This window comes from Maribacter sp. LLG6340-A2, from assembly GCF_045057105.1.
Lineage (GTDB): Bacteria > Bacteroidota > Bacteroidia > Flavobacteriales > Flavobacteriaceae > Maribacter.
Map to the genome: position 1 here is coordinate 3939325 of NZ_CP159332.1, position 26168 is coordinate 3965492.

The 26168-nt window shown below is 35.1% G+C and carries 22 protein-coding genes; 16 read left to right on the plus strand and 6 right to left on the minus strand.

What is annotated here, in order from left to right; genetic code table 11:
• Nucleotides 1-25 precede the first annotated feature (25 nt).
• Nucleotides 26-901, plus strand: a complete 876-nt coding sequence (locus tag ABVM52_RS16650) for a pirin family protein (RefSeq protein WP_405382203.1) — start codon at nucleotides 26-28, stop codon at nucleotides 899-901.
• Here ABVM52_RS16650 and ABVM52_RS16655 read toward each other — a convergent pair.
• Nucleotides 896-1297: a DUF2452 domain-containing protein gene (locus tag ABVM52_RS16655; RefSeq protein WP_405382204.1), complete on the minus strand. Its 402-nt coding sequence runs from the start codon at nucleotides 1295-1297 to the stop codon at nucleotides 896-898. The genes ABVM52_RS16650 and ABVM52_RS16655 overlap by 6 nt on opposite strands.
• Nucleotides 1298-1403: 106 nt before the next feature.
• Between ABVM52_RS16655 and ABVM52_RS16660 the strand changes: the two genes are divergently transcribed.
• Genes ABVM52_RS16660 through ABVM52_RS16675 form a run of 4 tightly spaced genes read left to right on the plus strand, consistent with a single transcriptional unit; the run spans nucleotide 1404 to nucleotide 5491 of the window.
• Nucleotides 1404-2915 (plus strand): FG-GAP repeat domain-containing protein, encoded by a 1512-nt coding sequence (locus tag ABVM52_RS16660; protein ID WP_405382205.1) that lies wholly within the window; start codon nucleotides 1404-1406, stop codon nucleotides 2913-2915.
• 5 nt (nucleotides 2916-2920) lie between these two features.
• Nucleotides 2921-3343 (plus strand): 3D domain-containing protein, encoded by a 423-nt coding sequence (locus ABVM52_RS16665; protein ID WP_405382206.1) that lies wholly within the window; start codon nucleotides 2921-2923, stop codon nucleotides 3341-3343.
• On the plus strand, nucleotides 3340-4014 hold the full coding sequence (locus tag ABVM52_RS16670) for an N-acetylmuramoyl-L-alanine amidase (RefSeq protein WP_405382207.1): 675 nt from the start codon (nucleotides 3340-3342) through the stop codon (nucleotides 4012-4014). The genes ABVM52_RS16665 and ABVM52_RS16670 overlap by 4 nt, the downstream gene beginning before the upstream one ends.
• 13 nt (nucleotides 4015-4027) lie before the next feature.
• Nucleotides 4028-5491: a M14 metallopeptidase family protein gene (locus tag ABVM52_RS16675; RefSeq protein ID WP_405382208.1), complete on the plus strand. Its 1464-nt coding sequence runs from the start codon at nucleotides 4028-4030 to the stop codon at nucleotides 5489-5491.
• A gap of 72 nt (nucleotides 5492-5563) precedes the next feature.
• On the opposite strand, the gene ABVM52_RS16680 is transcribed toward ABVM52_RS16675, so the two are convergent.
• Nucleotides 5564-6394: an OmpA family protein gene (locus tag ABVM52_RS16680; RefSeq protein WP_405382209.1), complete on the minus strand. Its 831-nt coding sequence runs from the start codon at nucleotides 6392-6394 to the stop codon at nucleotides 5564-5566.
• 205 nt (nucleotides 6395-6599) lie between these two features.
• The gene (locus ABVM52_RS16685) at nucleotides 6600-7691 is read right to left on the minus strand and encodes a vWA domain-containing protein (protein ID WP_405382210.1); all 1092 of its coding nucleotides are present in this window, start codon (nucleotides 7689-7691) and stop codon (nucleotides 6600-6602) included.
• 201 nt (nucleotides 7692-7892) lie between these two features.
• Here ABVM52_RS16685 and ABVM52_RS16690 point away from each other — a divergent pair, with 201 nt between their 5' ends.
• The 3 genes from ABVM52_RS16690 to ABVM52_RS16700 are packed head-to-tail and all read left to right on the plus strand — an operon-like array spanning nucleotide 7893 to nucleotide 10619.
• Nucleotides 7893-8903, plus strand: coding sequence for an XdhC family protein (locus ABVM52_RS16690; RefSeq protein WP_405382211.1), 1011 nt, complete (start codon nucleotides 7893-7895; stop codon nucleotides 8901-8903).
• Nucleotides 8900-9514 carry an NTP transferase domain-containing protein gene (locus tag ABVM52_RS16695; protein ID WP_405382212.1) on the plus strand — a complete coding sequence of 205 codons (615 nt, stop codon included), beginning with the start codon at nucleotides 8900-8902 and terminating at the stop codon, nucleotides 9512-9514. Before ABVM52_RS16690 ends, ABVM52_RS16695 begins: the two co-directional genes overlap by 4 nt.
• 1 nt (nucleotide 9515) lies before the next feature.
• Entirely contained in the window at nucleotides 9516-10619 is a 1104-nt protein-coding gene (locus tag ABVM52_RS16700) for an amidohydrolase family protein (protein ID WP_405382213.1), read from the plus strand.
• 1 nt (nucleotide 10620) lies between these two features.
• Here ABVM52_RS16700 and ABVM52_RS16705 read toward each other — a convergent pair whose 3' ends face one another.
• The gene (locus ABVM52_RS16705; protein ID WP_405382214.1) at nucleotides 10621-10767 is read right to left on the minus strand and encodes a hypothetical protein; all 147 of its coding nucleotides are present in this window, start codon (nucleotides 10765-10767) and stop codon (nucleotides 10621-10623) included.
• Between the two features lie 147 nt (nucleotides 10768-10914).
• On the opposite strand from ABVM52_RS16705, the gene ABVM52_RS16710 reads away from it, so the two are divergent.
• Nucleotides 10915-11406 carry an RNA polymerase sigma factor gene (locus ABVM52_RS16710; protein ID WP_405382215.1) on the plus strand — a complete coding sequence of 164 codons (492 nt, stop codon included), beginning with the start codon at nucleotides 10915-10917 and terminating at the stop codon, nucleotides 11404-11406.
• 3 nt (nucleotides 11407-11409) lie between these two features.
• Nucleotides 11410-12009, plus strand: coding sequence for a hypothetical protein (locus tag ABVM52_RS16715; protein ID WP_405382216.1), 600 nt, complete (start codon nucleotides 11410-11412; stop codon nucleotides 12007-12009).
• 1 nt (nucleotide 12010) lies between these two features.
• Here ABVM52_RS16715 and ABVM52_RS16720 read toward each other — a convergent pair whose 3' ends face one another.
• Nucleotides 12011-12640, minus strand: a complete 630-nt coding sequence (locus ABVM52_RS16720; protein ID WP_405382217.1) for a GntR family transcriptional regulator — start codon at nucleotides 12638-12640, stop codon at nucleotides 12011-12013.
• A 140-nt stretch (nucleotides 12641-12780) separates the two neighbouring features.
• On the opposite strand from ABVM52_RS16720, the gene ABVM52_RS16725 reads away from it, so the two are divergent.
• The 3 genes from ABVM52_RS16725 (at nucleotide 12781) to ABVM52_RS16735 (ending at nucleotide 16058) form a co-directional block, all read left to right on the plus strand.
• Nucleotides 12781-13563: a hypothetical protein gene (locus ABVM52_RS16725; RefSeq protein ID WP_405382218.1), complete on the plus strand. Its 783-nt coding sequence runs from the start codon at nucleotides 12781-12783 to the stop codon at nucleotides 13561-13563.
• Nucleotides 13564-14648: 1085 nt separating this feature from the next.
• Nucleotides 14649-15107 carry a cold-shock protein gene (locus ABVM52_RS16730; RefSeq protein ID WP_089260394.1) on the plus strand — a complete coding sequence of 153 codons (459 nt, stop codon included), beginning with the start codon at nucleotides 14649-14651 and terminating at the stop codon, nucleotides 15105-15107.
• A 15-nt stretch (nucleotides 15108-15122) separates the two neighbouring features.
• Nucleotides 15123-16058 carry an EamA family transporter gene (locus tag ABVM52_RS16735; RefSeq protein WP_405382219.1) on the plus strand — a complete coding sequence of 312 codons (936 nt, stop codon included), beginning with the start codon at nucleotides 15123-15125 and terminating at the stop codon, nucleotides 16056-16058.
• Here ABVM52_RS16735 and ABVM52_RS16740 read toward each other — a convergent pair.
• On the minus strand, nucleotides 16051-16635 hold the full coding sequence (locus ABVM52_RS16740; RefSeq protein ID WP_405382220.1) for a pseudouridine synthase: 585 nt from the start codon (nucleotides 16633-16635) through the stop codon (nucleotides 16051-16053). The two genes, ABVM52_RS16735 and ABVM52_RS16740, sit on opposite strands and share 8 nt — an antisense overlap.
• Nucleotides 16636-16754: 119 nt before the next feature.
• Here ABVM52_RS16740 and ABVM52_RS16745 point away from each other — a divergent pair, with 119 nt between their 5' ends.
• The 3 genes from ABVM52_RS16745 to ABVM52_RS16755 all read left to right on the plus strand — a co-directional run bounded on the left by ABVM52_RS16745 (nucleotide 16755) and on the right by ABVM52_RS16755 (nucleotide 26147).
• On the plus strand, nucleotides 16755-18308 hold the full coding sequence (locus tag ABVM52_RS16745; RefSeq protein WP_405382221.1) for a DEAD/DEAH box helicase: 1554 nt from the start codon (nucleotides 16755-16757) through the stop codon (nucleotides 18306-18308).
• Nucleotides 18309-18744: 436 nt separating this feature from the next.
• On the plus strand, nucleotides 18745-25449 hold the full coding sequence (locus ABVM52_RS16750; protein WP_405382222.1) for a BspA family leucine-rich repeat surface protein: 6705 nt from the start codon (nucleotides 18745-18747) through the stop codon (nucleotides 25447-25449).
• On the plus strand, nucleotides 25446-26147 hold the full coding sequence (locus ABVM52_RS16755) for a hypothetical protein (protein WP_405382223.1): 702 nt from the start codon (nucleotides 25446-25448) through the stop codon (nucleotides 26145-26147). Before ABVM52_RS16750 ends, ABVM52_RS16755 begins: the two co-directional genes overlap by 4 nt.
• Nucleotides 26148-26168 lie beyond the last annotated feature (21 nt).

Sequence of the window (26168 nt, forward strand, 5' to 3'; positions counted from 1 at the left end):
ATGTAAATTTATCAAAAGCAAACGTATGTCTAACATCGGATTGATCATAGAGGAAAGAAGTAGGGATATTGGTGATTTTTTAGTGGGTAGATTACTACCTTTTAGAAAAAAAAGAATGATTGGCCCATTCATATTTATTGACCACATGGGGCCTACACAACTAGGACCTGAAAAGTATATGGATGTAGACCAGCATCCACATTATGGTCTTTCTACCCTTACCTTTATGCTTGAAGGTAACATACTTCATAAAGATAGTATAGGTACAGAGCAAGTTATTAGTCCCGGTGCCGTAAATTGGATGGTGGCCGGTAAAGGGGCAACGCATACAGAACGTACACCGGAAAATTTAAGAGGAGGAAATGTATTTACCACCCACGGCTATCAAATATGGGTGGCACTACCTAAGGACAAGGAAGAAATAGCACCAGAATTTCATCATTTTACTGCTAAAGAGTTGCCAAAATGGACAGATGGCAATGCTAAATTTACCTTAATTGCCGGAGAAGGGTACCACAAAAAATCACCCGTACCCGTACACTCCCCGTTATTTATGATTGAGATAAAAACGGAAGGCACCTACCAATTAAACACCCGTGACCATCTTAAGGGCGAAATTGGTATTTGTATTGTGGAAGGTAGTGTAGAGGCGTGCGGAAACGTAATTAAGAAAGGAAATATTCTGGTCGCAAAAGTTTCTGATACTTGTGAGACCACGATAAGTGCGCATAGCCATATTCTTTTATTTGGCGGGGAACCTTTTCCTGAAGAGCGACATATATTTTGGAATTTTGTTTCCCATGATAAGGCAAAACTTGAAATTGTAAAGCAACAATGGGAAAACAAAACTTTTCCAATGATGCCAAATGAGCCTAGTTATATACCATTGCCCGGACTATAATTTCTCCCAAATCTTATCGGCTGTTAACCTAAAGTCGCCCAAGTGGTCAAAAGTACATTCATGGGGCTTGATCAAGGATAAAAATGTACTCTCGTCCTTTGATTTATATAAGTGGTATGTTTTTCCTACTATTGGTTCAAAATTAAACTTTGAACTATAAACCAGATTATTGTATTCATAATTTTGCATTAGAGCCATATAGGCCTTTTCCAGCTCTTCATATTGTGCCTTTATCTGATTATTGGCACTAATGATATGGCTGTTTTTCCAAGTAGTTACATCTGGCGGCGTAATTTTGGGTGCGGAAACCCCAGATGAAAATGGCAATAATTTACCATGGTAGGTTTGTGTTTCTTCATCAAAGACCACATGGTCCGGTTTTTTATTTTCTTTCATAGCACTACAAATTTAATAAAAGCCTGTATTTATCCCTTGCTTGATAATATGGGTATGGGTATCTTCCGAGCAAAATTAAACCTTTGGGTAATTTATTTGTTTAGGCATGAATTTCAAAAACGCATTTCATCTCATTATTTTGTTTGGTCTACTTTCATGTAATAAAGAAAAAAAATCCAAGGTACTTGTGTTATATGATACCTATTGCGCTAGTTGCCATAAGGCCCCTAATATTCAAGATCTGCCAAAACATATTTGGAAAGATAATGTATTACCGGCCATGGCCGCACGCATGGGAATTATCAACCAAGAGAATCATCCCTATTACAAGTTACCCTTTAACGAGCAATCTGCCATCATTAAAACAGGGGTTTATCCATACAAACCAATTATAGATATCAATGACTGGGAGCTTTTAAAAAATTATATTATTAAATTGGCTCCAGAACAGTTGCCGTCAAGAAAAGATACTATTAAGAGTGCTCCTTTATCGCAATTCAGGGAACATCCCATCAGTTTGGACAGTGTTAAAGGAAGTTACTATACTTTTTTGGAGATAGATACCCTAAATCAGCGTGTTATTACCGGGTCTAGATTTGGAGAACTAACTTCCTATGATCTAAACACGAAGCAGAGCAATCAAATTGGTCGTTTTGACAAGGCTATTACCAATGCCAGATTAAATGGTGATAGTATTTTTGTTACCAATATGGGGGTTATGGATCCCAATGAAATTCCAAGGGGAAGAACGGTGCTTAGGCATGGACAGGAAACTGCCGTCTTACAGGATTCCTTACATAGACCGGTGCAAACACTTTATGCAGATTTGGATAAGAACGGCACAGAAGAAATTCTTATTTGTGAATTTGGAGACCTTACGGGCAAACTTTCATTATTAGAAAAAGATCAGTACGGTTTTTACGAAAAAAGAGTGCTTTTGAATCTTCCTGGTGCATTGCGTATTGTAATTAAAGATATGGATAGCGACGGTAAGGAGGATTTAGTGGTGTTAATGGCCCAAGGAGATGAAGCTATGTATATTTTCTACCAAAAGGCTCCACTGGAATTTGAGGCCGATAAAGTTATTAGATTTAGCCCCGTATATGGTTCCAGTTGGTTTGAACTTGTTGATTTTAATGGGGACGGATTTAATGATATCATTACCGTTCATGGAGACAATGCCGATAAGTCATTTGTTAACAAGCCCTACCACGGCATGCGAATACATATTAACGATGGTGATAACAATTTCAAAGAATTATATTTTCATCCCCTCAACGGTGCTACTAGGGTAATGGCAAAGGATTTTGATGCAGATGGCGATATTGACATCGCTTTGTTAGCGACATTTCCAGATTACGAAAACTATCCCGATTATAACTTTGTTTATTTGGAAAATATAAATGGAGATGCTATTAAATTTAAGCAGGAACATTTAGCTAATATTAATTTAGGAAGATGGTTTTTAATGGATGCTGCCGACACCGATTCTGATGGGGATATTGATATCGTTTTAAGCGCCATGTCTTTTGGGTTTACGCCAGCTACAGAGGAATTAAATAAGATTTGGAAAGAAAGCTATACCGATTTACTAATTTTAGAAAATACCCTACATTAGTAGGTATGATAAAAAAGTTATCCATTGTATTTTTCCTCATAACCTTGAGTTGTGTGGATAAACCTGTGGATGATAAATATAACTGGGTGCCAATTGAGGTAACTGCTACCGCATATAATTCGCTTCCGTATCAAACATCATATGAGCATCCGGCAATAACGGCTTGGGGAGATTCTATAAAGCCCGGACAAAAATGGATCGCTGTATCGCGCGATTTGCTTAAAAAAGGACTTTCGTATAATACAATGGTAAAGATTGATACTTTTGAAGGTGTCTATCTAGTGAAAGACAAAATGCACTCGCGTTGGAGAAACCGCATAGATATCTATATGGGTGAGGACTTAAAGAAGGCAAAAGAGTGGGGCAAAAGAAAAATCACCATATTATACGCTGTTGAAAAGGACAGTACTGAACAACTATTAGAATGAAAAAATACCTTTATTACTTCCTGTTATTAGGCTTCTGCTCATGTTCCACTACAAAACCAATTGTTGAACGCCCCATTTCCTTTAATGAAGAACGAAAAGTTTTAACTTTAGAATATTTACAGAACAGATACGGATTGCAGCAAGATTCACCAGAGATCGACCCAAAAATGATTGTATTGCATTGGACGGTCATACCCACATTTGAAAAGTCTTTCGAAGCTTTTGATCCAGCAACCTTGCCCAATTGGAGACCTGATATTAAGAATGTTAGCGGTTTAAACGTTTCTTCTCAATTCATGGTCGATAGAGATGGTACCATTTATCAATTATTGCCAGAAACGACTATGGCACGCCACGTTATTGGTCTTAACCATTGCGCTATTGGTATAGAGAATGTTGGTGGTACAGAAGAATTGCCGCTAACAAAGGCACAGTTAAAATCTAATATTTATTTGGTGGAATATTTAAAGGATAAATATGAAATTGATTATTTAATCGGTCATTATGAATATACGTTATTTGAAAATCATCCACTGTGGTTAGAACAAGATGAAGGCTACCGTACCCAAAAAACCGACCCAGGTCCTGAATTTATGAATAAGGTCAGAAAAGCTGTAAAGCATTTAAACTTCAAAGAAGTACCAACAAACACATCAAACGAAATTAATTAACTATATGACCCAAATGAAACATATTTTACTAGCAACTATTTTTCTTTGCTCATTATCGGCTCTTTGCCAAACCGATAATATTACCACACAATTGTATGATACTTATGAGAATTATAAGGAAAGTACCATAGGCAAAAGACGCATAAAGCATGCGGATATTCAGCCATTGATAACTGAAATTTCTACCAACAAAGCATTTAAAGTCACTACCGTTGGTAAATCTATAGGCGGAAAAAACTTAAGCTTAATCAGTATTGGCAGTGGCGATACCAATGTTTTTCTTTGGTCTCAAATGCATGGTGATGAACCCACGGCAACACAGGCAATATTCGATATTTTAAACTTTTTTGAAAGTCCGGATTTCTCTAAGGAAAAAGAAGAAATTCTTGCTAATTTGACCGTTCACTTCTTACCAATGTTGAATCCGGATGGGGCAGAACTATATCAACGCCGTAACCTTTTAGGAGTAGATATTAATAGAGATGCATTACGCTTACAATCTCCAGAATCTCAAACATTAAAAAGAGTACGAGATAGTCTTGATGCCGATTTCGGATTCAACCTTCATGACCAAAGCACATATTATAATGCAGAACGTACAGAAAAGCCTGCTACAATATCTTATTTAGCACCTGCATACAATTATGAAAAAGACATTAACCAAACCCGTGGCAATGCCATGAAGATTATTGTGTTCATGAACGAAATACTTCAAAAATACGCCCCTGGTCAAGTAGGTAGGTATAATGATGATTTTGAACCTAGGGCTTTTGGTGATAACATTCAGAAATGGGGAACAAGTACAATTCTTATTGAATCTGGTGGTTATCCTGAAGATACCGAAAAACAGGAAATAAGAAAATTGAACTACGTTTCCATATTATCTGCGATATATACCATAGCGAAGAAATCATATGAAAATATAGCTATTGAGGAATATGAGAAAATTCCCGAGAACGATAGAAAATTGTTCGATTTAAAAATTGTGGGAGCTACGTATAACCTTAAAGACAATAACTATATCATAGATTTAGGAATAAACCAAATTGAAGTGGACTACCCTGATCACAACTCCTTTTGGTACAGTAGTCGAATTTTAGACCAAGGTGATCTTTCTACATATTACGGATATGAAACCCTAGATGCATCTGGTTATACCATTAAACAAGCGAAAGCTTATCCTAAAACCTTAAATTCATTTGAAGAGGCAAAAGCGTTAAATTTTAAAGATGTATTAAAGCAGGGCTACGGTTATATTCGTTTATCATCATTTCCATCAAAACATATTAATTCTCCTTTTCCCGTTCATTTAATAGGTGAAAAATATAAAATTCCTGAACTTAATTTAATGCCGGGTATTAACCCAACATTCTTTTTGGAGAAAGCGGGAGTCATTGAATATGCTGTCATCAATGGCTTTTTAGTCAATTTAAAAGAGAATACTATCCATGTGCCAAATGGTATGATCTTTAGATAATCAATTCAATATTTTGAGTATAAAAAAAGGGAAGCATTTGCTTCCCTTTTCATTTCTATAGAACCGAAGTTCTTACATGGTATCTTCAGCATCTAAAAGTGCAAAAAACTTATCTAAATTAGGTAAGATAACGATCTTTGTTCTTCTGTTTTTAGCCATGTTTTCTTTAGAATTGTTTTCAACCAATGGTAAATAACTACTTCTACCAGAAGCAATTAATTGAGAAGGGTCTACACCATATTCTTTTTGTAATTTACGTACAATTGAAGTTGCACGTTTTACACTTAAATCCCAGTTATCCGTAACCATAGGAGTGTTGATGGTTCTAGAATCTGTGTGGCCTTCTACCATAACTTCCATACTTGGTTCAGACTTAATTACATCTGCTAATTTTTTTAGAATATTGTCCGCCTTGTTACTTACTCTATAACTTGCTGTGTTAAACAATAACTCATCTGAAATATTGATCATTACTACAGTTTTATCAATACTAACGTCAATATCTTCACCTTCATCAGAAATTGATTGCTTCAATTTATATGAAACTGCCAAGTTCATTGAATCTTGCAATGTTTTAGCACCTGCTAATTTTGCAGGATCAACATTCTTCAATGAATTTCTCATCTTAGCCTTTGTGTTATTGCTCATTACAGTAACATCATCCACACTTGTGAACTGGCTATCGTTCATTTCCTTTAATGAATTGATTTTAGAATTGTACTCTTCAACACGTGCTTCTATACGTGCCATTTGAGATTCTAACTCTTCTTTTTCAACTTGCGTCTTTTGTAGCGTACTTTGTGTTTGAGATAAGTTATCTTCTAGAGCAACATATTTCTTTTTAGATACACATGAAGCTAAAAGCGTTATAGATACTATAGTAACTAAGGATAATCTTTTCATCTTGTTCTTTTTAATTAATATTAGTTTAATCGTTTTTATATACGGCTTAAACAGAAATACGGATGTTTAAATTTTTAACTCAATCCGTTTCGCCCTGTAAAATACGGCTACAACGAAATGATTGTCAACAGGTTGTTGATTTAGGTAAAGAGCAAAAAAAAGAAGCATTTTCATGCTTCTTTTTATAAATTATGGGTAAGGTTACCTATTCGCAACCACCTGTAAATCCGTTTGCGTTGAACTTGGTTTGTACGGCTCCTGTTCTGGCTCCTGTATTTAATTCAATGGCTAAATTGTTCTCACCGCTACCATCTCGTTTAGGGCTGCAATACTCAAATAAGTAATAGCTATTGGCCCTTTCCGATACTTTTTCTGAAATATCCCTGAAAGTTTGTTCCAATTCATCTTTGTTCTGGGCAAAAACACTGGCCGTCTTACCAATACTGGATAACACTTCCGTATCGATCTCACCGCCCAAACCAATACTAAAGAACGAAATATTTGCATTTGCCTCGTTCACCTTTTTTAACGCGGCGCTTTCAGTATAACGTGAGGCTTGGTCCGTACCATCCGTAAACAATACCACTGAGGCTGCTCCAATTTTTCCACCTTCGGTAGAGGTCTTTACCAAATCCGAAGCAATATCCGTAGACTTTATAACCGCTCCATATAAATCTGTAGATGGATCATTACTGATATCATCGGTAATTCCATCAATGGCACTAATCAATTCGTCTTTAGAAGGTGTCAATGCATTTAACAAATGCAACTCATCCTCACCGTCAAACCAATAAATAGCCATTTTCACTGACTCCTGTGCGGTAGTGGGCATAACTGCATCTATAAAACTGGTAGAGGCCAATTTTAATTCCTCTAAACTACTGCTGAGTACACTGTTACTTAAATCAAGTACCAATAACGTATTGTTCGAGAAAATTTGTGAATTTGGAGAAATACGTGCCGATGACTCTGAAGTAGAAATGGTATTAAAACAATCATCATTTCTTCCTTGCTCATAAATTGTAAACTGGTTTGCCGTTAAACCGGGAACAGGGTTTCCACTGGTATCGGATACCCTAAAAAAAACAGATACTTTTCCTGGTAATGTGGTATACTGCTCTTGAATGGAAAGAACGAGTTCTCCTTCTTCCAATCCTAAGCAATCATCTACCTGTTCACCTTTACCAAGACCATCTCCAAGATTAAGGTCTAAACTTACATCATCATCTGCATTACCACACGAAACAAGTAAAGACAGCACAAAAAACACACTGAAGGTCTTTAAAAAATTTTTCATATTCATTATTTATACGTTCAACTAGCAGAACGGACAAAGCGTCCATAAATTATAGTGAATTTCAAAATTAATGTTAAAGATTGTTAAAGGTTATTCATGCCCAATTTCTAAGAAATGAATCGACCATAATTTTAGTAGCTTTATGACCAATACAAACGGATTGTATATCATCCCTAATGGTTCTTTTAATCAATTAAAAAAATGACCCACGAATTAAAGACCTTGTTCAAGGCATATGAAAAAGCTAGAGAAGAGAACATTCGTTGTGTTTTGGCCTCTGTGGTATTTCTTGAAGGTTCGTCTTATAGAAAACCTGGAGTACGTATGCTCATACGTGAAGACGGTACTATGATCGGAGCCGTTAGTGGTGGGTGTGTAGAAAAGGAAATCCTGTTTCAGTCCCAATCTGTTTTTAAGGACGGGGAAGCTAAATTAATGACCTATGATGGGCGTTATCGGTTAGGGTGCGAAGGTGTCCTATATATATTATTGGAAATATTTTCCCCTAATAACGACCTCATACAGGCCTTTAATAAGGTGATTGAAAACAGAAATTCTTTTAAACTAGTAACGACGTACGAAAAGGATTATGGGCAATTACCCGGATATGGCACGTTTCTTACACTAGGTTCCCAAAACTACCCATTTAACTCAAAAACCAAGGAACAACCAAATGCACCTTCTTTTCAGCAAATAATGCCGCCATGTAAAAGACTATTGCTTATTGGTGGAGAGCATGATGCTGTTCAGCTTTCACATTTTGCACTTAGCATGGGTTGGGAGGTATTGGTTGCGGTTACGCCAAAGGAAGATAAGTCTATTTCAGATTTTAAGGGTATAGATGCATTGTTAAATTATGAGCCGGAAATGTTCCCCACAGAACAAATAGATGAACATACGGCTATTGTGCTTATGACACATAGTTATGCTAAGGATTTAAAGTATTTAATGGTCTTAAAGGAAGTACAACCAATGTATTTAGGTATTTTGGGTCCTATTAGAAGAAGGGAAAAATTACTGAACAACCTTTTGGAACTTGATATGGACATATCCTTAGATTTTATAGAGTCGGTTCATGGTCCAGCAGGATTGAATATTGGTGCGGAGACACCACAGGAAATTGCTATTTCAATTTTATCGGAAATATTAACGGTTATTAGAAAAACCGAACCTATAATGCTAAAGAATAGTGACCAAAATGTATTAAAATGATTTCTGATACCAACATAGAGGTGTTAATAATGGCGGCAGGTGAATCTAAGCGTATGCAAGGGATTAAGCAGCTATTGCCTTGGAAAAATTCTAATTTGTTATTGGAAACCATAAAAACGGCTAAAAAAACGACTATGGGTTCCGTACTGGTTGTATTGGGGGCAAATGCAGAACACATTACAGATGAATGTAATTTTAAAGCAAGTAATGTAGACTACGTAATAAATCCAACTTGGCATCTGGGTTTAGGCAATAGTATCGCCTTTGGTATAAAATACCTCTGCAAAAAAGAAGAATTGCCCCAAGGTATTTTAATTTGTCTTGCAGACCAACCACTAATCACGACCGATTATTTAAATGTATTAGCAGAAACCTTTAAGCAAAATCCGAAGAACATTATTGCGACCAATTATACACGTAAAACTGGGGTACCAGCATTGTTTCCTTCTAAGTTTTATAAAGCGCTATTCCAATTGAAAGACGATTATGGCGCCAAAGAGCTATTGAAAAAATATACCAAGGAGACTATCGGTATAAATGCTGGAAATAAAATCCTTGATATTGATACCAAACAAGAATACGAACAACTAACCATAGATACCGACCACTAACATGAAGATTTTCTTATTAAAAAGCTTTAAAACATTACTATTATCCAGTATGTTTATTTCAACGAATATTTTACTTGGCCAGGAAATGGGTTTTGATGAATACAACCCAACATCAACTTTAGTGGTACCTGGTGCAGAGATTACCAAAGCAAAATTTCCGTTTATTGATGTTCACAGTCATCAAAGGGATATGTCCGTAGAAGCTCTTGATGGAATTATAACACATATGGATGCGATGAACGAAGCTATTATGGTAAATCTTAGTGGTCGTTCAGGAGAAAGTTTAAAGGAAAAAGTTGACAATATCAATAAAAGTTATCCTAATAGATTTGTGGTTTTCGCAAATGTGGATTTTGAGGGCGCCAAGGATTTGGAATGGGGCAGAAGTGCTGCAGTGCAATTGGAAGAGGATATAAAGAACGGTGCAAAGGGACTCAAAATATTTAAAAGTTTGGGATTACGGAATAAGGATGCCAATGGTAAACGTTTGGCTATTGATGATCCCCGTTTGGATCCTATTTGGGCAAAATGTGCAGAAATGGGCGTACCTGTTTTAATTCATGCAGCAGACCCAAAATCTTTTTGGGATGATATGGATGCAAAAAATGAACGTTGGTTAGAATTAAAGACCCACCCAAGAAGAAAACGTAGTGCAACTGACCCAGCCCCATTTGAACAAATTATTCAAGAGCAGCATAATGTGTTCAAAAAGCACCCAAAGACCAAGTTTATCAATGCCCACATGGGGTGGCATGCCAACAACCTTCAAAAATTAGGAGAACTATTGGATGAAATGCCCAATATGAACGTAGGTATTTCTGCTGTTATAGCGGAATTGGGTAGACAACCACAGCATGCACGTGCTTTTTTTATAAAATATCAAGATCGTATACTCTTTGGTAAGGATAGTTGGAAACCTGAAGAATTTCCAACATATTTTAGGGTATTGGAAAGTAATGACGAGTATTTTCCATATTACAAGAAATATCATGCCTTTTGGGCCATGTACGGCCTAAACCTGCCTGATGAAGTCTTGAAAAAAGTGTACTACCAAAATGCCCTAAACCTTATCCCGGGTTTAGATACAGCTTTGTTTAAAGAATAACTTATACTTTTCTAAGTACAACGGTTTCTTCCACTACTGGAATATCCTTTACATCTTGAAAAATGCCACAAGAAACTTGTTTTTTGACCAAGCTTGGTGTGCTCTTTCTTTTTGTCAATGCCTCTATCTCTGGATTTAAAAACTGCATATCTGCTATATTTTTTTTAGTAAAACGCACATATGTATCTCATGTTGTATGAGTTAGGATTATTTTACTCTAATTTAAAAAAGAATTTACCTTAAAGTGTGACAAACAAAATAAACTACATACTAATAAGGAAATACGTTTTAATACATGCATAAAGAATCGGTCTTTACTAATTTAATACGGGAACATCAGGGGCTTTTGTACAAGGTAACTTCTATCTATACAGATAATAAACAAGACCAAGAGGACCTATTTCAAGAAGTGGTCTATCAACTTTGGAAATATTTCGATTCGTTTCGGAATGAATCCAAAATTACAACGTGGATGTACCGGGTTGCCATGAATACCGCTATAAGCCACTTAAAAAAAGTAAAAAGAAGACCAGATTCGGCCTCAACTGCAGATATGGTGGTTACCATAATAGAACCAGATGTTGATGAAGAATATGAAGTGCGATTACGATTGTTATATACGCATTTAAAACAGCTTAACCATTTAGACAAAACCTTGATATTTCTTTTGTTGGAAGATAAAAGTTATAAGGAAATAGCTGAAATAACAGGCTTAAAGGCAAGTAATGTAGGAACACGTATTTCAAGAATCAAACAGAAATTAAAAACAAACATGATAAAATCTTAACCTATGGAAATAGAAGAATTACAATCTGCCTGGGTGCAAATGAGTAGCCAACTTGAACAACAGAAAAAATTAACCGACGAAATCATATTAAATATGACCAAAGAAAAATATCAGAACAAATTTAAAACGGTAACTATCTATGAAACTATAGGGGCACTAATTTGCTTTGGCATTGCCCTAGTAATTCTTGTGAAATTTGGGGAGTTAAATACTTGGTATCTAAAGCTTTGTGGCATCCTCACCTTAGCCTATATGATCATACTTCCCGTAATGGTTCTTAAGGCATTAAAAGACCTTAAAAGTATTGATATTTTAAACGGGTTATATAAAGATAATTTGGCCCGTTATATAAAAAGAAAGAACCGTCTTTTACGTATGCAACAATGGGGAATGGTAATTGGAATTGTTGGTATGCTATTTATTTTACCAACATTCTCAAAAATTAGTTCTGATAAAGATATATTTATGGAAGGCTTAAAAACGCTTCAATGGATATTTCTAACTGTGGTCTTAGCAGCAACCATTTGCTTTTGCTTATGGGGATATAAGGCTTATGTTAAACTCACCAAATCTGCTCAAAAACTATTAACGGAGTTAGAGTAAACTATTCTGTCAATTTCTTCTGGATGTAATTTAAAATCAACATCCAGTTCATTTTTAATAGGAGAGATGCCGTAGGGACATTATCATCCTCTATAGCGGCAATTATGGATTCATGTTGGTTGTCAGATTTATTGTAGAAAGAATCATCGTTGGTAAAGGCTCTTTCATAAAAGAAAATTCGGGTTTTTAAATCATTCAGAATTTGCAAGGCCAAATCGTTCTCATAACCTCTGGCAAGCAACCTATGAAATTCCAAATCCGCTTGAATTCTTGTTACGGCATCTGGAGCCTGTTCAAATACTTCTTGCTGTTTTTTCAACTGCTCAATATCATCTTTGGTAAATTCAGTGTTTTCAATGGCCATTACCTCAAGATTTGCAACTAGGCCATATAGGTCTTCAGCCTCCTTAACATCTAGCTCTGCAATGATAAACCCCCTATTGGGAACGGCCTTAATAATATGTGCTTGCTGCAATTGTGCCAACGCCTCTCTAATAGGTGTAACACTAACATTCAAATGACGTGATAGGGCTGCCAAATTAATGGTCTTTCCCGTTTGTAGCGACCCGGTAATCATTTGTGAAAGGAGATAATCCCGTACTTGGTCCCGTAAATTTACTTTTACCAACATGGGTCAAAAATAATATATCGTTTATGATTATAAGCGAACAATTTAAGGTTTTCGTATACCTATATGTCCATTTTATTAAGAAAGGCATAATTTAAAGCAAAATTATTCGTTTTTAATGCTCAACCCTACAAGCAAACAATATGAAAAAAGTAGCATTTCACGTAAAAAAAATATCCGTAGTCCTTTCTGCATTATTCATTGCCTATAGTTGTAGTGATGATAATTCCATGGACGATGAGGCGGTATTTACAGAAACAGAATTAAAAGCGGTCCTGACCACAGATGATTATTTGGACGGTGTTGACCTTGCGCTGTATAACATGTCATCTGCCCAAGGCACTTCGGGAAAATCTTCCAACGAAGACTGTTATACCACTGAATATACAGATACTGGGTATACCGCAGTCTTCAACAATTGTGTATTAAATGGATCGGACCAAGTAAACGGTACGCTGACCGTAACCTATGATATGCAAAGTGAAGAAGGTTCGTTTACTGCAACATATGTTGATTTCTATATTGGAAAAATCAAAATTAACGGTACCCGTTCCTATATGTTCAGTTCCGGTACCAATGAAAGTGCCATTAGCTTTGAAGTTTCTAGCGATATTACCGTGGAAATGGAAGATGGTTCCATAATTGCCGATAGCGGTACTAAAAGTACCACCATCACTTTTGATGAGAACGCTACCTATAGTGTTACGGGAGAGTGGACCGTAGTTTATGAAGGAAATACGTATGATATTAAAGTAAATTCACCGCTTACAAGTAATTTAGGATGTACCTATGTAGCCGCGGGTGATATGGACATTTCTAAAAACGGATTGCAGGTAAATGTAAATTTTGGAAATGGTGATTGTGATGATTTAGCCGTTATAACATACCCTAATGGGGTAGAGGAAGAAATAACACTGCAAGATTAGAAGATATATTCTAATAGTTAAAAAGGGATAAGACTTGTTGGTCTTATCCCTTTTTTTAGCTAATTCAAAGAATTATTTAAAATTCTTAATGTGTAAACTGCCTACTGGCTACCCATTGTACTCGCTTACTTGTCTTAAAGCTTGAAAAGAATGTGTTTCTTCTTGTTTCCGTTGGTGTGTTTCTAATAAAAGTTCTCATGATGTTCGTTTTTAAATCTGGTGATTAGTCAGATGGATTAATGATTGATTGTTTTTTGATGTGATGTGTAATGAATCTTAATGTGTAAACTGTCTGCTAGCTACCCATTGTACTCGCTTACTTGTCTTAAAGCTTGAAAAAAAGGTGTTTCTTCTTGTTTCCGTTGGTGTGTTTCTGATAAAAGTTCTCATGATTGTTCGTTTTTAAATCTGGTGATTAGTCAGATGGATTAATGATTGATTGTTTTTTAATGTGATGTGTTATGAATGTTAATGTGTAAACTGTCTGCTAGCTATCCATTGAACACGTTTACTGTTTTTAAATGCGGTTAAAAAAGTATTTCTTCTAGATTCCGTTGGTGTATTACTAATAAAAGTTCTCATGATATATTGTTTTTAATTGATGATTAATAATTCTGTTATACTTACTAGACGAGCAATGATATTTTTTGTTACGGTACTATGCATAAAAAGGTACCATTTTTAACAATTTAATAAATATCTAATAGGATAAAATATTGATATACAGTATTTTAATTTTTTTATAAAATTTAAATTTTAACAATTTAAAATGTATACCAGAAAGGAATTAGCTATTATACCTGAATATTGTAGTCTAAAAATGTAAAAACAAGGACCCACATGTAACTTAAAATTGAAATTAACTTTAAGTCTTTTAAAACTTTGGCAGTTTGGATGCCGGTAATGCTAAATAATTGAAATACAAATCATATCTTTGTAGAACTTTAAAGGGATGCAATTAATATCTGCAATGACCTTACAACAAATGACATCGTAGTTAACCCATAAGCTTTCCATTGGTTATCCACGTCACTACGTATTTCAATCCCTTTATAATAAATCTATTATTATCATTAAAATTACGAATGGCAAAATCGCAACAAACATTTAATAAAACTGAAAAAGAAAAAAAACGCTTAAAGAAGCGAGAAGAAAAGAAGAAAAAAATGCTTGCTCGTAAAGCAGCGGCAAAAGAAAGCGGTACCTCTGGTATTCCTTTAGCTTATGTGGATTTCAACGGTAACTTGGTAGACACTCCACCAGACCCGGCAATGAAAGTTGAGATAGAAGCAGAAGATATCGTTTTGGGTATTCCTAAGAAAGAAGAAGGAGATGTTGAAGAATTTGATCCTGTAAGAAACGGTAAGGTTTCGTTCTTTGATACTTCTAAAGGCTTCGGTTTCATAATAGACTCAGAAAACAACGAGAAATATTTTGTCCATGTAAGTGGTCTTATAGATGAAATCATGGAAAACGACAAAGTTTCCTATGAGCTTGAAAAAGGCATGAAGGGCATGAATGCCGTTCGTGTAAAGAAAATCTAGTACATAAAATTTTTAATGGCAACAATGCAACGTAATACCGTTCTGGTCGTATTGTCATTTTTTGCCATTTACTTCATTTGGGGCTCTACCTTTTTATGGAATAAAATTGCAGTAACGGAATTACCTGCCTTTATGTTGGCAGGTATTCGTTTTTTTACCGCCGGTTGTTTAATTTTTATCATATCAAAACTACTAGGCTTCTCCTTAAAAATTACTAAGCAGCAATTTAAAAACACTTTCATTGCAGGCTTTCTATTTCTAACTTTTGGAAATGGGGTAGTGGTATGGGCATTAAATTATGTAGATAGCGGGTTTGCCGCTTTGGAGATTTCCGCTCAACCCTTGGTGGTCTTGTTAATGATGCGCATTTTACAGGGTAAAAAAATACAACCTATGTCCGTCATTGGGGTCATTTTAGGTGTTTCAGGTATTTTTCTGTTGGTTAGTCAAAAAACCATTATTACCCAAGAAGGTGCCCTATTAGGTATGGCACTTATATTTCTGTGTATGTTAAGCTGGTCCTACGGCAGTTTGTTTGTAGGTAAGGCTATTCTGCCCAAGAATTTTTTTGTGAATACCGGTTATCAAATGATTTCCAGTGGTATTTCTCTTCTAGTTATTAGTACACTACTTGGCGAGGTTTGGTCTTCACCGTCCGTATGGAGTCTTCGTGTACAATGGTCTATGGTTTTGTTAATTATATTTGGTAGCATCGTTACTTTTACTGCCTTTAACTACCTTTTGCGCTTTGTTTCTCCAGAGAAAGTTGCTACTTCTTCTTACGTAAACCCTATTATAGCCATGATATTAGGCTGGTATTTTTTAAATGAACAAATTACTTTACAGTCTATAGTGGCATCTACAGTGCTTTTGACCGGGGTATACTTTATAAACACAAAAAAAAGATTAACGGTTTTCTCCAGGTTTTCCGGTAAAAAAATTCCTAAATAATATCTGTATTCAATTGTATAGGTTCTACCTCTCCGGGTTGCATTTGTCCTAATTTTATAGTCCCTATCCTTACACGAACAAGTCGTAATGTTGGGAAACCAACCGCAGCAGTCATTTTACGCACCTGTCTAAATTTACCCTCGGTCAAGATAATACGGATCCATGATGTTGGTCGGTGTCTTCCTAAGCGTATTTTGGAATTTGCTATGGGCAAATCAGGACTTGTTTTTAAACAGGAAACCTTGCAAGGCTTAGTTCTATATTTGGTACCAAAAATGCCAATTTCAACTCCTTTGGATAATTCTAAAACAGCTTGTTGGTCAATGAGTCCGTCTACCTGCGCTAGATACTCTTTTTCTATTCCTTTACGGTTAATGGTATCACTCAACAAACCATCTGTTGTCATTAGCAACAGACCCTCTGATTTTTCATCCAAGCGGCCAATGGGCATAATGTCCTTTGCAAAAGGATAAAGCTCGCTCAAAAACTTCTTTTTACGCAATTGCCGTTCTTCGTTTGATGACATCTGACTCAATATTCCAAACGGCTTGTACACTTTAAAATGGGAATTTTTCATTTTTTTGTATAATCTGCCAAAAATTGATTACCAATGGTCGCAAAAGATACCCTTTTTAACCCATGAATTAGTAATCTACTACTGATAATGTTACCTTTGCAACTTCCAGAAAAGATTTTATGCAAGAGACAGTTTTTGAACTAAAGGATAAGAAAACCGACAAAGAACTATATAGCTACCAACAGGGTGCTATTCAACAAATTTTTGACAAGTTCGATTCTGAACGTGAAGATTACCATCTTTTATACCAATTGCCTACCGGTGGAGGTAAAACTGTTATATTCTCAGAAATAGTAAGACAGTACCTTAAGAACCACAATAAAAAGGTGTTGGTAATGACCCACCGTATTGAACTTTGTAACCAAACCTCTGAAATGCTTACCAATTTTGGAGTAGTCAATAAAGTGGTAAACAGCAAGGCCAATTTAGATGACCAAGATCGCTATAGCTGTTATGTAGCTATGGTGGAAACGTTGAACAATAGATTAAACGATGACCAATTGGATATTTCAGATGTTGGTCTGGTAATTATTGATGAGGCCCATTACAATTCATTTACAAAACTCTTTAAGTTTTTTGAAAATTCATTTGTACTTGGGGTTACGGCAACTCCATTAAGTTCTAACAAGGACTTGCCAATGAACAAAAACTATGACGAGCTGATTCCCGGGGAAAGCATTGAGAATCTAATAGAAAATGATTTCTTGGCAAGGGCAGAGGTTTTTCATTATGATATGGGGCTAACTTCATTGGAAGTTGGTTCTAATGGTGATTATACTGTGAAATCGTCTGCGGACCTTTATACTAGTCCGGCAATGTTGAATAAGTTGTTAGAGGCTTATTCAAAACACTCCAAAGGCAAAAAAACCTTGATTTTCAACAATGGTATTGAAACTTCTATACAAGTATACCATACCTTCAAGGCCGTGGGTTTGCCCATAATGCACTTGGATAATACAGCGACTAAAAAGCAACGTAAACAAATTCTTAGATGGTTTAGGGAAACACCCGATGCTATCTTAACTTCTGTAAGTATTTTGACCACAGGTTTTGATGAACCTACTATTGATACTATTATTCTTAATAGGGCAACAAAATCACTTACCCTATACTATCAAATGATCGGTAGGGGTTCTAGGGTATTGAACAATAAGTCTAAATTTACCGTTATAGATTTAGGTAACAATTTATACAGATTTGGTCCATGGGGTGCTGATCTGGATTGGGGCGCCATTTTTAAATCGCCCAATTACTACATGGATCGCATTCGTGACGACGAAGACATTGAAAGCGATTTTAAACTAGACCTATCCGAAGAAGTTAAGGCGGAATTCAAAAATTCCAAGGAAACGTATTTTGATATTAAAGAGACATACGAGACAGCCACATTTGCAGGAGAATCGTCTAAAGTTGTATTGGAACGCTCTATAGCCCAACATGCATATATGTGCATTGAAAATAGCGAAGATGTATATGATGCCATTGCTCTGGCAAAGCTACTAAAAGAAGATATTGATAATAGAATTCATGTTTATGGCAAGTGCATTAGTAAAAGCACCTATAATTTTTTAAGCTGGTTAAAAGAAGATTACCAAAAGAAATTAAACGCTTATTTACGTGAGAATTTTGACAAGGTCTTTGAAGATATACATGGTCATCCACCAGAGGATTAAATAATACAAAATAAAAAAGGGCTGTTCTTTAAAGAACAGCCCTTTTTACTTAAAAGATTTTTTAGTCTTCCCTATAATTTAATTATATTGTGGTGTAGGGTTCATCAACGGTAATCGTGGCTTTACTATTGGTAATTCTAACATTAATATAGAACTCAGCTTGTTTGGGTTTTCTGTAATTTTCCAATAAAACTTCATTACCAACTTTTAGTAATTCGCCGGTACTAAAATCTTTAAAAATTTCTTACACGAAGTTTTGGTCTAAAAAAAATAGATACATTACAATTCTCCATATAATTCTGCATGAAGAACTTCAATTATGTGAACTATTTTTATATAATCCTCATGAGGGAATAATATTACAATTAATCGATTAATTCTTTCAAAACTAACTTTTAGTATTAGATTTAACCAATCAACTATAACAACCAAATACATGCGAACTTTACTCAGTTGCATTCTTTTCTTATGCATTACAATTGCCTACTCACAAACAGAATTTATAACTACCTGGAAAACAGATAATCAGGGAGTATCGGAAGATAATCAGATTACGATTCCTACTTTCCCTGGAGAGACTTATGACTACACAGTAGATTGGGGCGATGGTAATACAGATGCAAATATCACGGGAGACATTACTCATACATATTCCGAACCGGGAATATATCAACTAGCCATTGCGGGAACATTCCCAAGGATTTATTTTAATGAATCTGGAGACAGAGAAAAAATATTGAATATTAAACAATGGGGTGAAATTAATTGGAGTTCTATGGAATCTGCTTTTGCCGGATGTTCTAATTTATCGGTAGGAGCCAATGACGCGCCTAACTTGTTAAATGTTACGAGTCTAAGAAAAATGTTTTTCTATTGCAACTATGGTTTTGATTTTTCAGGAAATCGTGAGTTTTCCAATTTCAATGGAGTCGAGAACTTTAATACTTGGAATGTGAGTACAATTACTGATATGTCCAACCTGTTCGACAAATCTGCCTTTGGTCAAGATATATCCACTTGGAATGTCAATAATGTAACAGACATGTCCTACCTTTTTTTTAGCACTCAGTTTTTCAATCATGATATCAGTAACTGGAATGTGGGTAATGTGGTGAATATGATAGGTACATTCGGTTCTTCTTCTTTTAAGCAAGATGTCACTGGTTGGGATGTTAGTAATGTCACCCATATGGATTTTATGTTCAATAGCACCTATTTTGACCAAGATATTTCGAGTTGGGACGTTAGCAATGTCACCTCTATGCGGCATATGTTGAGTCAATGTAGTTTTAATCAAGACATTTCAACATGGAATGTTAGTAATGTGGGCGATATGTCCAATATTTTTGATGACAATGACTTGTCAAGAGAAAACTATGATAAAATATTAATTGCTTGGAGTCAATTACCCTACATACAAAATGCAGTTACTTTAGGAGCAAAAGACGTACAATATTGTGCAAGTAAAGATGCTAGAGAAGTTTTAACAAACATAAATGGTTGGAATATTATCGATCAAGGGGAGAATTGCGAAGAAGAAAAGGCATTTATAACTACTTGGAAGACAGATAATCCCGGTCCCTCAGAAAATAATCAAATTACAATACCAACAAATCCTAGGGAGGTTTACAATTATAATGTGGATTGGGGCGATGGCACTACTGATACAAACATTACCGAGGATATTACCCACACTTATGATGAATCCGGAATTTATCAAGTTTCTATAACCGGAAGGTTCCCACGAATATACTTCAATAATAGCGGTGAACCTTTTCCCGTTCAATATCCCCAAAAAATAGCTGATACAAAAAAGATTATTTCAGTGGATCAGTGGGGTTCAAATCGTTGGAAATCTATGGAATTTGCCTTTGCCGGCTGTTCAAATTTGGATATTACGGCAACGGATGTGCCGGATTTTTCAAAAGATATTATGTTCTCTTACATGTTTTATAACTGTTCTTCGCTATTGGGTAATGAAAGCATGTCACAATGGGATTTAAGCCCTACCTCGATGACTACTTCTGGCATGTTTTCTGGGGCTACTCAATTTAACCAGCCAATAGGCAATTGGGATGTTAGTAATATTCGTTATTTAGACAAGATGTTCGAAAATGCTACTTCTTTTAACCAAAATTTGGAACACTGGAACATTAGCAAAGTAGAAAATATGGATGCCATTTTTGATGGTTCAGGATTATCCATAGCAAACTATGATAAAATCTTAAACGCTTGGAGTACACTACCAAATTTAATAGAGAACGTAAAATTAGGGGCAACAAATATTAATTTCTGCAACAGTACTGAGGCAAGACAAAATCTTATAAACAACTACAATTGGGAAATTAATGATGCAGGTAATGATTGTTCATCAACTTATTTTATTACCACATGGAAAACCGATAACCCTGGTGTTTCTGAGGATAATCAGATTACGATTCCTACTTTCCCTGGAGAGACTTATGACTACACGGTAGATTGGGGCGATGGAACTTCCGATTCTAATGTAATAGAGGATATCACACATACATATACTATTCCTGGAACTTATACAGTGAAAATTAGTGGTGTGTTTCCTAGTATTTTATTTGGAAAATCTGAAGGAACAATAGACAACTATAAATTAATCACAATAGAACAATGGGGCGATATTGAGTGGACGTCTTTTAAATTTGCATTTTCTAGATGTAAAAATTTACAAATTTATGCAACAGATATTCCTAATTTGGAAAATGTAAATTCCTTAGAGGGTGCATTTTATAAATGCGTTAATCTTATTGGTAATGACTCCATGAACTCTTGGGATATTTCAAATATTACAGACATATCATTAATGTTCCGTGATGCTACATCTTTTAACGCTGATATAGGAAATTGGGATTTATCAAATATTGAAGTTATGGAACAAATGTTTCGTGGCGCATCATCATTTAATAAAGATATTGGGAATTGGAAATTTCCGAAGGTAACATCGTTAGGTTGGATGTTTGATGGAGCAACAAATTTCAATTCAGATTTAAGTAGATGGGATGTAAGTAATATAACAAGTATGCTCTATTTATTTCAATATGCAGAAGCATTTAACCAAGATATTTCAAAATGGAATGTTTCAAGTGTGAGTAGTATGGAATATATGTTCCGGAGTGCCAAATCATTCAATCAGAATATTACAAACTGGGATGTAGGTAGTGTCAAATCAATGCAAAGTATGTTTTCATTTGCTATATCCTTTGACCAAAATTTAGGTTCTTGGAATATTCAAAATGTTATTGCTCTTGAGAACTTTTTTGATCAAATAAATATATCACAAGAAAATTATGATGCAACCCTGAATGGTTGGGCTAATCAAACAGTAGTTCCTAATAATATTAATTTCAATGGAGGTTCAAGCAAATTTTGCAATTCTAATACATCAAGACAACTACTAATTGATAAATTTTCATGGAATATTACAGATGGAGGAGCAATGTGCTACGAATCTGTTGCCGTAAAAAAAATAATTTTAATCGATGCTACCAATGATCAAGCTCTTTATACATTAAAAAATAATTCTCATGTTAACTTAGAATCTGTTCCAAATGATTTTTTCAATTTTAAAATTGAATCGACCGATAATGTAGCTAGTGTCAAAATGGAATTGATGGATGAAATTAACTTGGTAAAATCTGCCAATATTGGTGATTTTACTTTTTTTGGGCAAAATGGCAATGATTATTTAGGTAGAAATCTGAAAACGGGTAATTATACACTTATGGTTACCCCATTTAGTGGTTATAATTTAACAGGAACTCAAGGCGCTACCTATGTTTTAAATTTTAAGATATTGAAAGGAGTTTCTAGACCTTTCATTACCACTTGGAAAACAGATATGCCTGGAACTATAACAGATAGTCAGGTTATTATTAGGACTATTCCAGGAGAGGATTATTATTATGATATTGATTGGGGAGAAAATGCCATATACCAAGGTGTTTCTGGAAGTGTTAGCTACAACTATAAAGAACCTGGAACTTACACCATAAAAATTTCTGGCAGGTTTCCAGGAATACTTGAAGAGAGGTTTGTTGATGGTGGTAAGCTTGTTAGTATTGAACAGTGGGGCGATATAGATTGGTCTACTATGGAGGGGGCATTTTCAGGTTGTAGAAATCTTGACGTTAACGCAACTGATACTCCAGACCTATCAAACGTAAAAAACATGGCAAGAATGTTTCTAAACTGTTCTAATCTTATAGGAAATGAAAATTTTAATTTATGGGAAACAAAAGAAGTAGTAAACATGACCGAAATGTTTAAAGGTGCTAATAATTTTAATCAAAATATTGGCAACTGGAATGTAGGTGAAGTTTTGTACATGAATGGAATGTTTTCAGATGCATTAAATTTCAATCAACCGATAGGTAATTGGAATGTTTCTAATGTTTTAGATATGGAAAACATGTTTAAAAATGCAGTAAACTTTAATCAACCTTTAAATGATTGGAATGTATCTAACTTGACAAATGCCAAAGAATTATTTTATGGCGCATTATTATTTAATAAAGATTTAGATGATTGGGATGTTGGAAATGTTGTAAATATGGAGGGTATGTTTTCCGGTGCAAAAGATTTTAATAAAGAAATAGGATCTTGGAATACCAGTGCAGTCACAAGCATGAATAATTTGTTTTATGATGCAAATAGTTTTGATCAATCCATCAGTGATTGGGAAGTAAGTAATGTTACAAACATGCAAGCCATGTTCCATGGTGCTACAAATTTTAATCAAAATATTGGGAACTGGGATGTAACGAATGTTTTGGATATGTCATATATGTTTGAGAGTGCTACGGCATTCTCTCAAAATCTTGGTAATTGGGATTTACAAAAAGCTATTAGTTTAGAAAACATGTTTGACAATGCCGGTATTAGTCAGAAGGATTACGACCATACCTTAAATGGTTGGGCTTCAAATCCCAATCTTCAGCGAAACGTTAAGTTCAACGCAGGAAACAGTACTTTTTGTGATGGTGAAATTGCTAGAAAAAAAATTATTGAAACATACAATTGGCAAATAAAAGATGCAGGTAGGGATTGCCCCTTTATAACCATTTGGAAAACCGATAACCCAGGTATTTCTGAGGATAATCAAATAACTATTCCTACATTTCCATGGGAAACCTACAATTATACGGTGGATTGGGGAGACGGCACCACTGAATCAAATTTTACAGGTGATGCAACGCATACTTATTCAGTTGCTGGAACTTATCAAATATCTATAACTGGACAATTTCCAAGAATATATTTTAATAATTCTGGTGACAAAGAGAAGCTTATTTTAGTAAATCAATGGGGAGCAATAAATTGGTTTTCCATGCGCAATGCATTTGCTGGTTGTGCAAACTTAGATATTACCGCTATAGACACCCCGAATTTAGATATTGTAGATGATATGCAATCTATGTTTTCTGGTTGTAATGCATTAATAGGGAATGATAGTTTTAAAGATTGGAATGTAAGTAACATTAAAAGAATGGATTATCTATTTTCTTCTGCATCACTATTTAATCAAGATATAGGTAACTGGAGTATGAATAATGTTACAAGTATGGAAGCAATGTTTTTAAGAGCATCTTCGTTTAATCAATACATTGGGAATTGGAACCTATCTAATGTTGAAAATATTAGAGCACTGTTTTATGAAGCCTCATCTTTCAATCAAGATATAAGTAATTGGAAACTTTTAAAAGTGACTAGTTTTGAAGTCCTTTTTAGGAGTGCCTCCTCCTTTAATCAAGATATTAGTAATTGGGATGTGAGCAATATTATGAATATGGGTAGTGCTTTTTATGGTGCTTCTTCTTTCAATCAAGATATTGGTAATTGGAATGTAGCTAACGTAACAAATATGTCCGAGATGTTTAAAGAAGCAACTTCTTTTAATCAAGATTTAAATAATTGGGATGTCGGTAAGGTTACTGATATGACCGCAATGTTTCTAAGGGCATCTTTATTCAATGGTAAGATTTCGTCATGGAATGTTTCTAATACCATGAGTATGAACTACATGTTTTATGAAGCTAATAACTTTAATGGGGATATGAGTAATTGGGATGTTTCTAAAGTATCAGATATGGCCTCAATGTTTTTTAACACGGCCTTGTCCAATGAAAACTATGATAAAACCCTCATTGGTTGGTCAAATCAAACATCATTACAAAATAGTGTAGTTTTTGACGGTGGGGATAGCCAATATTGCGAATCTGAAGAAGCTAGGCAATATCTGATAGATACGTACGGCTGGATTATCAATGATGGAGGCAAAGTGCCCTTCTGCAACGAAGACACTGATTTAGACGGAATTTTAGATCATAACGATTCTTGTTTAGATACAAGACCAAATGTTATGGTAAACGAAAGTGGTTGTGAAATAATTGCTGCAGATGCCATTTTGGTTTATGGCGCAACACCAACTTGTCCGGGAGAAGCAAATGGAAGTATTTCAATTTCAAATGCGCTAACTGATTATATTTTTAATATAGCTGTTGCAGGCCCAGTTTCAACAGACTATAATGAGATATCGTTAAATGAGAATTTAGAAGTAACCAATCTCACCACTGGTTTGTATACGGTCACTATTTCTATTCCAGATATATCGTATTCTCAAACCTACGGCATTCAAATTAACGAAGTCGGCTCAATCTCAGGAAAGCGAGAAAGTTTAAATACCGCTGCTAAAACGGCAACTTACAATGTGGAGGGTAGCTATACGTATATTGTTGATATAAACGGAGAACTAAAAAATTTCAGCTTTACATCTAATGGAAAAAATGAAATTCAATTATCGGATTTATCTGAATTCAATGCAATCTCCATTACAGGAGAAAGTGACTGCCAAGGGATGGTTACCGATTCATTTGCCTTTTCAGATACTGTTATAATGTTTCCAACAATTACTTCGGGAGAAGTATTTATCCAAGGGTACGAAGAATCAAGTACCGTGTTGGTTTATGACTTATCGGGTAAGCTTGTACTAAGTAAAACACTTTCAGGGCAAGGCGCTAATTCAATAGACTTACAAGCGTTAGAAGCAGGTATTTATCCCACAGTAATTCAAACAAAAGAAAATTCAAAAACCTTTAAGATTATAAAACAATGATATATAAAACATTAAAATACTTTACAGGTCTTGCATTGATTCTTGCATGCTTAAATTCCTGCGATAAAAGCACTCCTGAAGAGACCGAAAAACAGATAGACAAAACGGTTCCTACTAAAGTAACGGGCACTATACCTGTTAATGGCGAGCCTTGTGTAGAATTTGAACCTATTCCAAATGATGATACTAAAGTCTCTATTTTATTTAAGTGGAATACTGCGCAGTATGTAGTTAATTATGAACTTGAAGTTTTATTAGGTAATGAGCAAATTGCGACAACTATGGTAGGTGGTCAAGAAGCTACGGTTACTTTGGATAGAGGCAAAACCTATACTTGGACAGTGACTTCTAAAAATGAATTTGGCGCTACGGAAAGTGATACATATTCTTTTACCACTCCTGGTTTAGCCGAAGGTAATTATGCACCTTATGCGGCAGAAATCAATACTGAGTTTAATACTTTAGCGCAGTTGTTAACTGTAAACTGGATTGGAACTGATGAAGATAACGACCTTTTAACCTACGATGTAACTATAACCGAAAATGAATCGGTAATAATTGAAGAAACTGACATAGCGGAAAATAGTATATCTGAAATTGCATATAGTTCTGGTGCCGAATATAGTATTAAAGTTACTTCTAAAGATAATACAGGTAGCTTTTCGGTTTCAGAAGTAACCGTTAATGCTCCCGAATAGTTTTCGAATTAAACAAAAGAG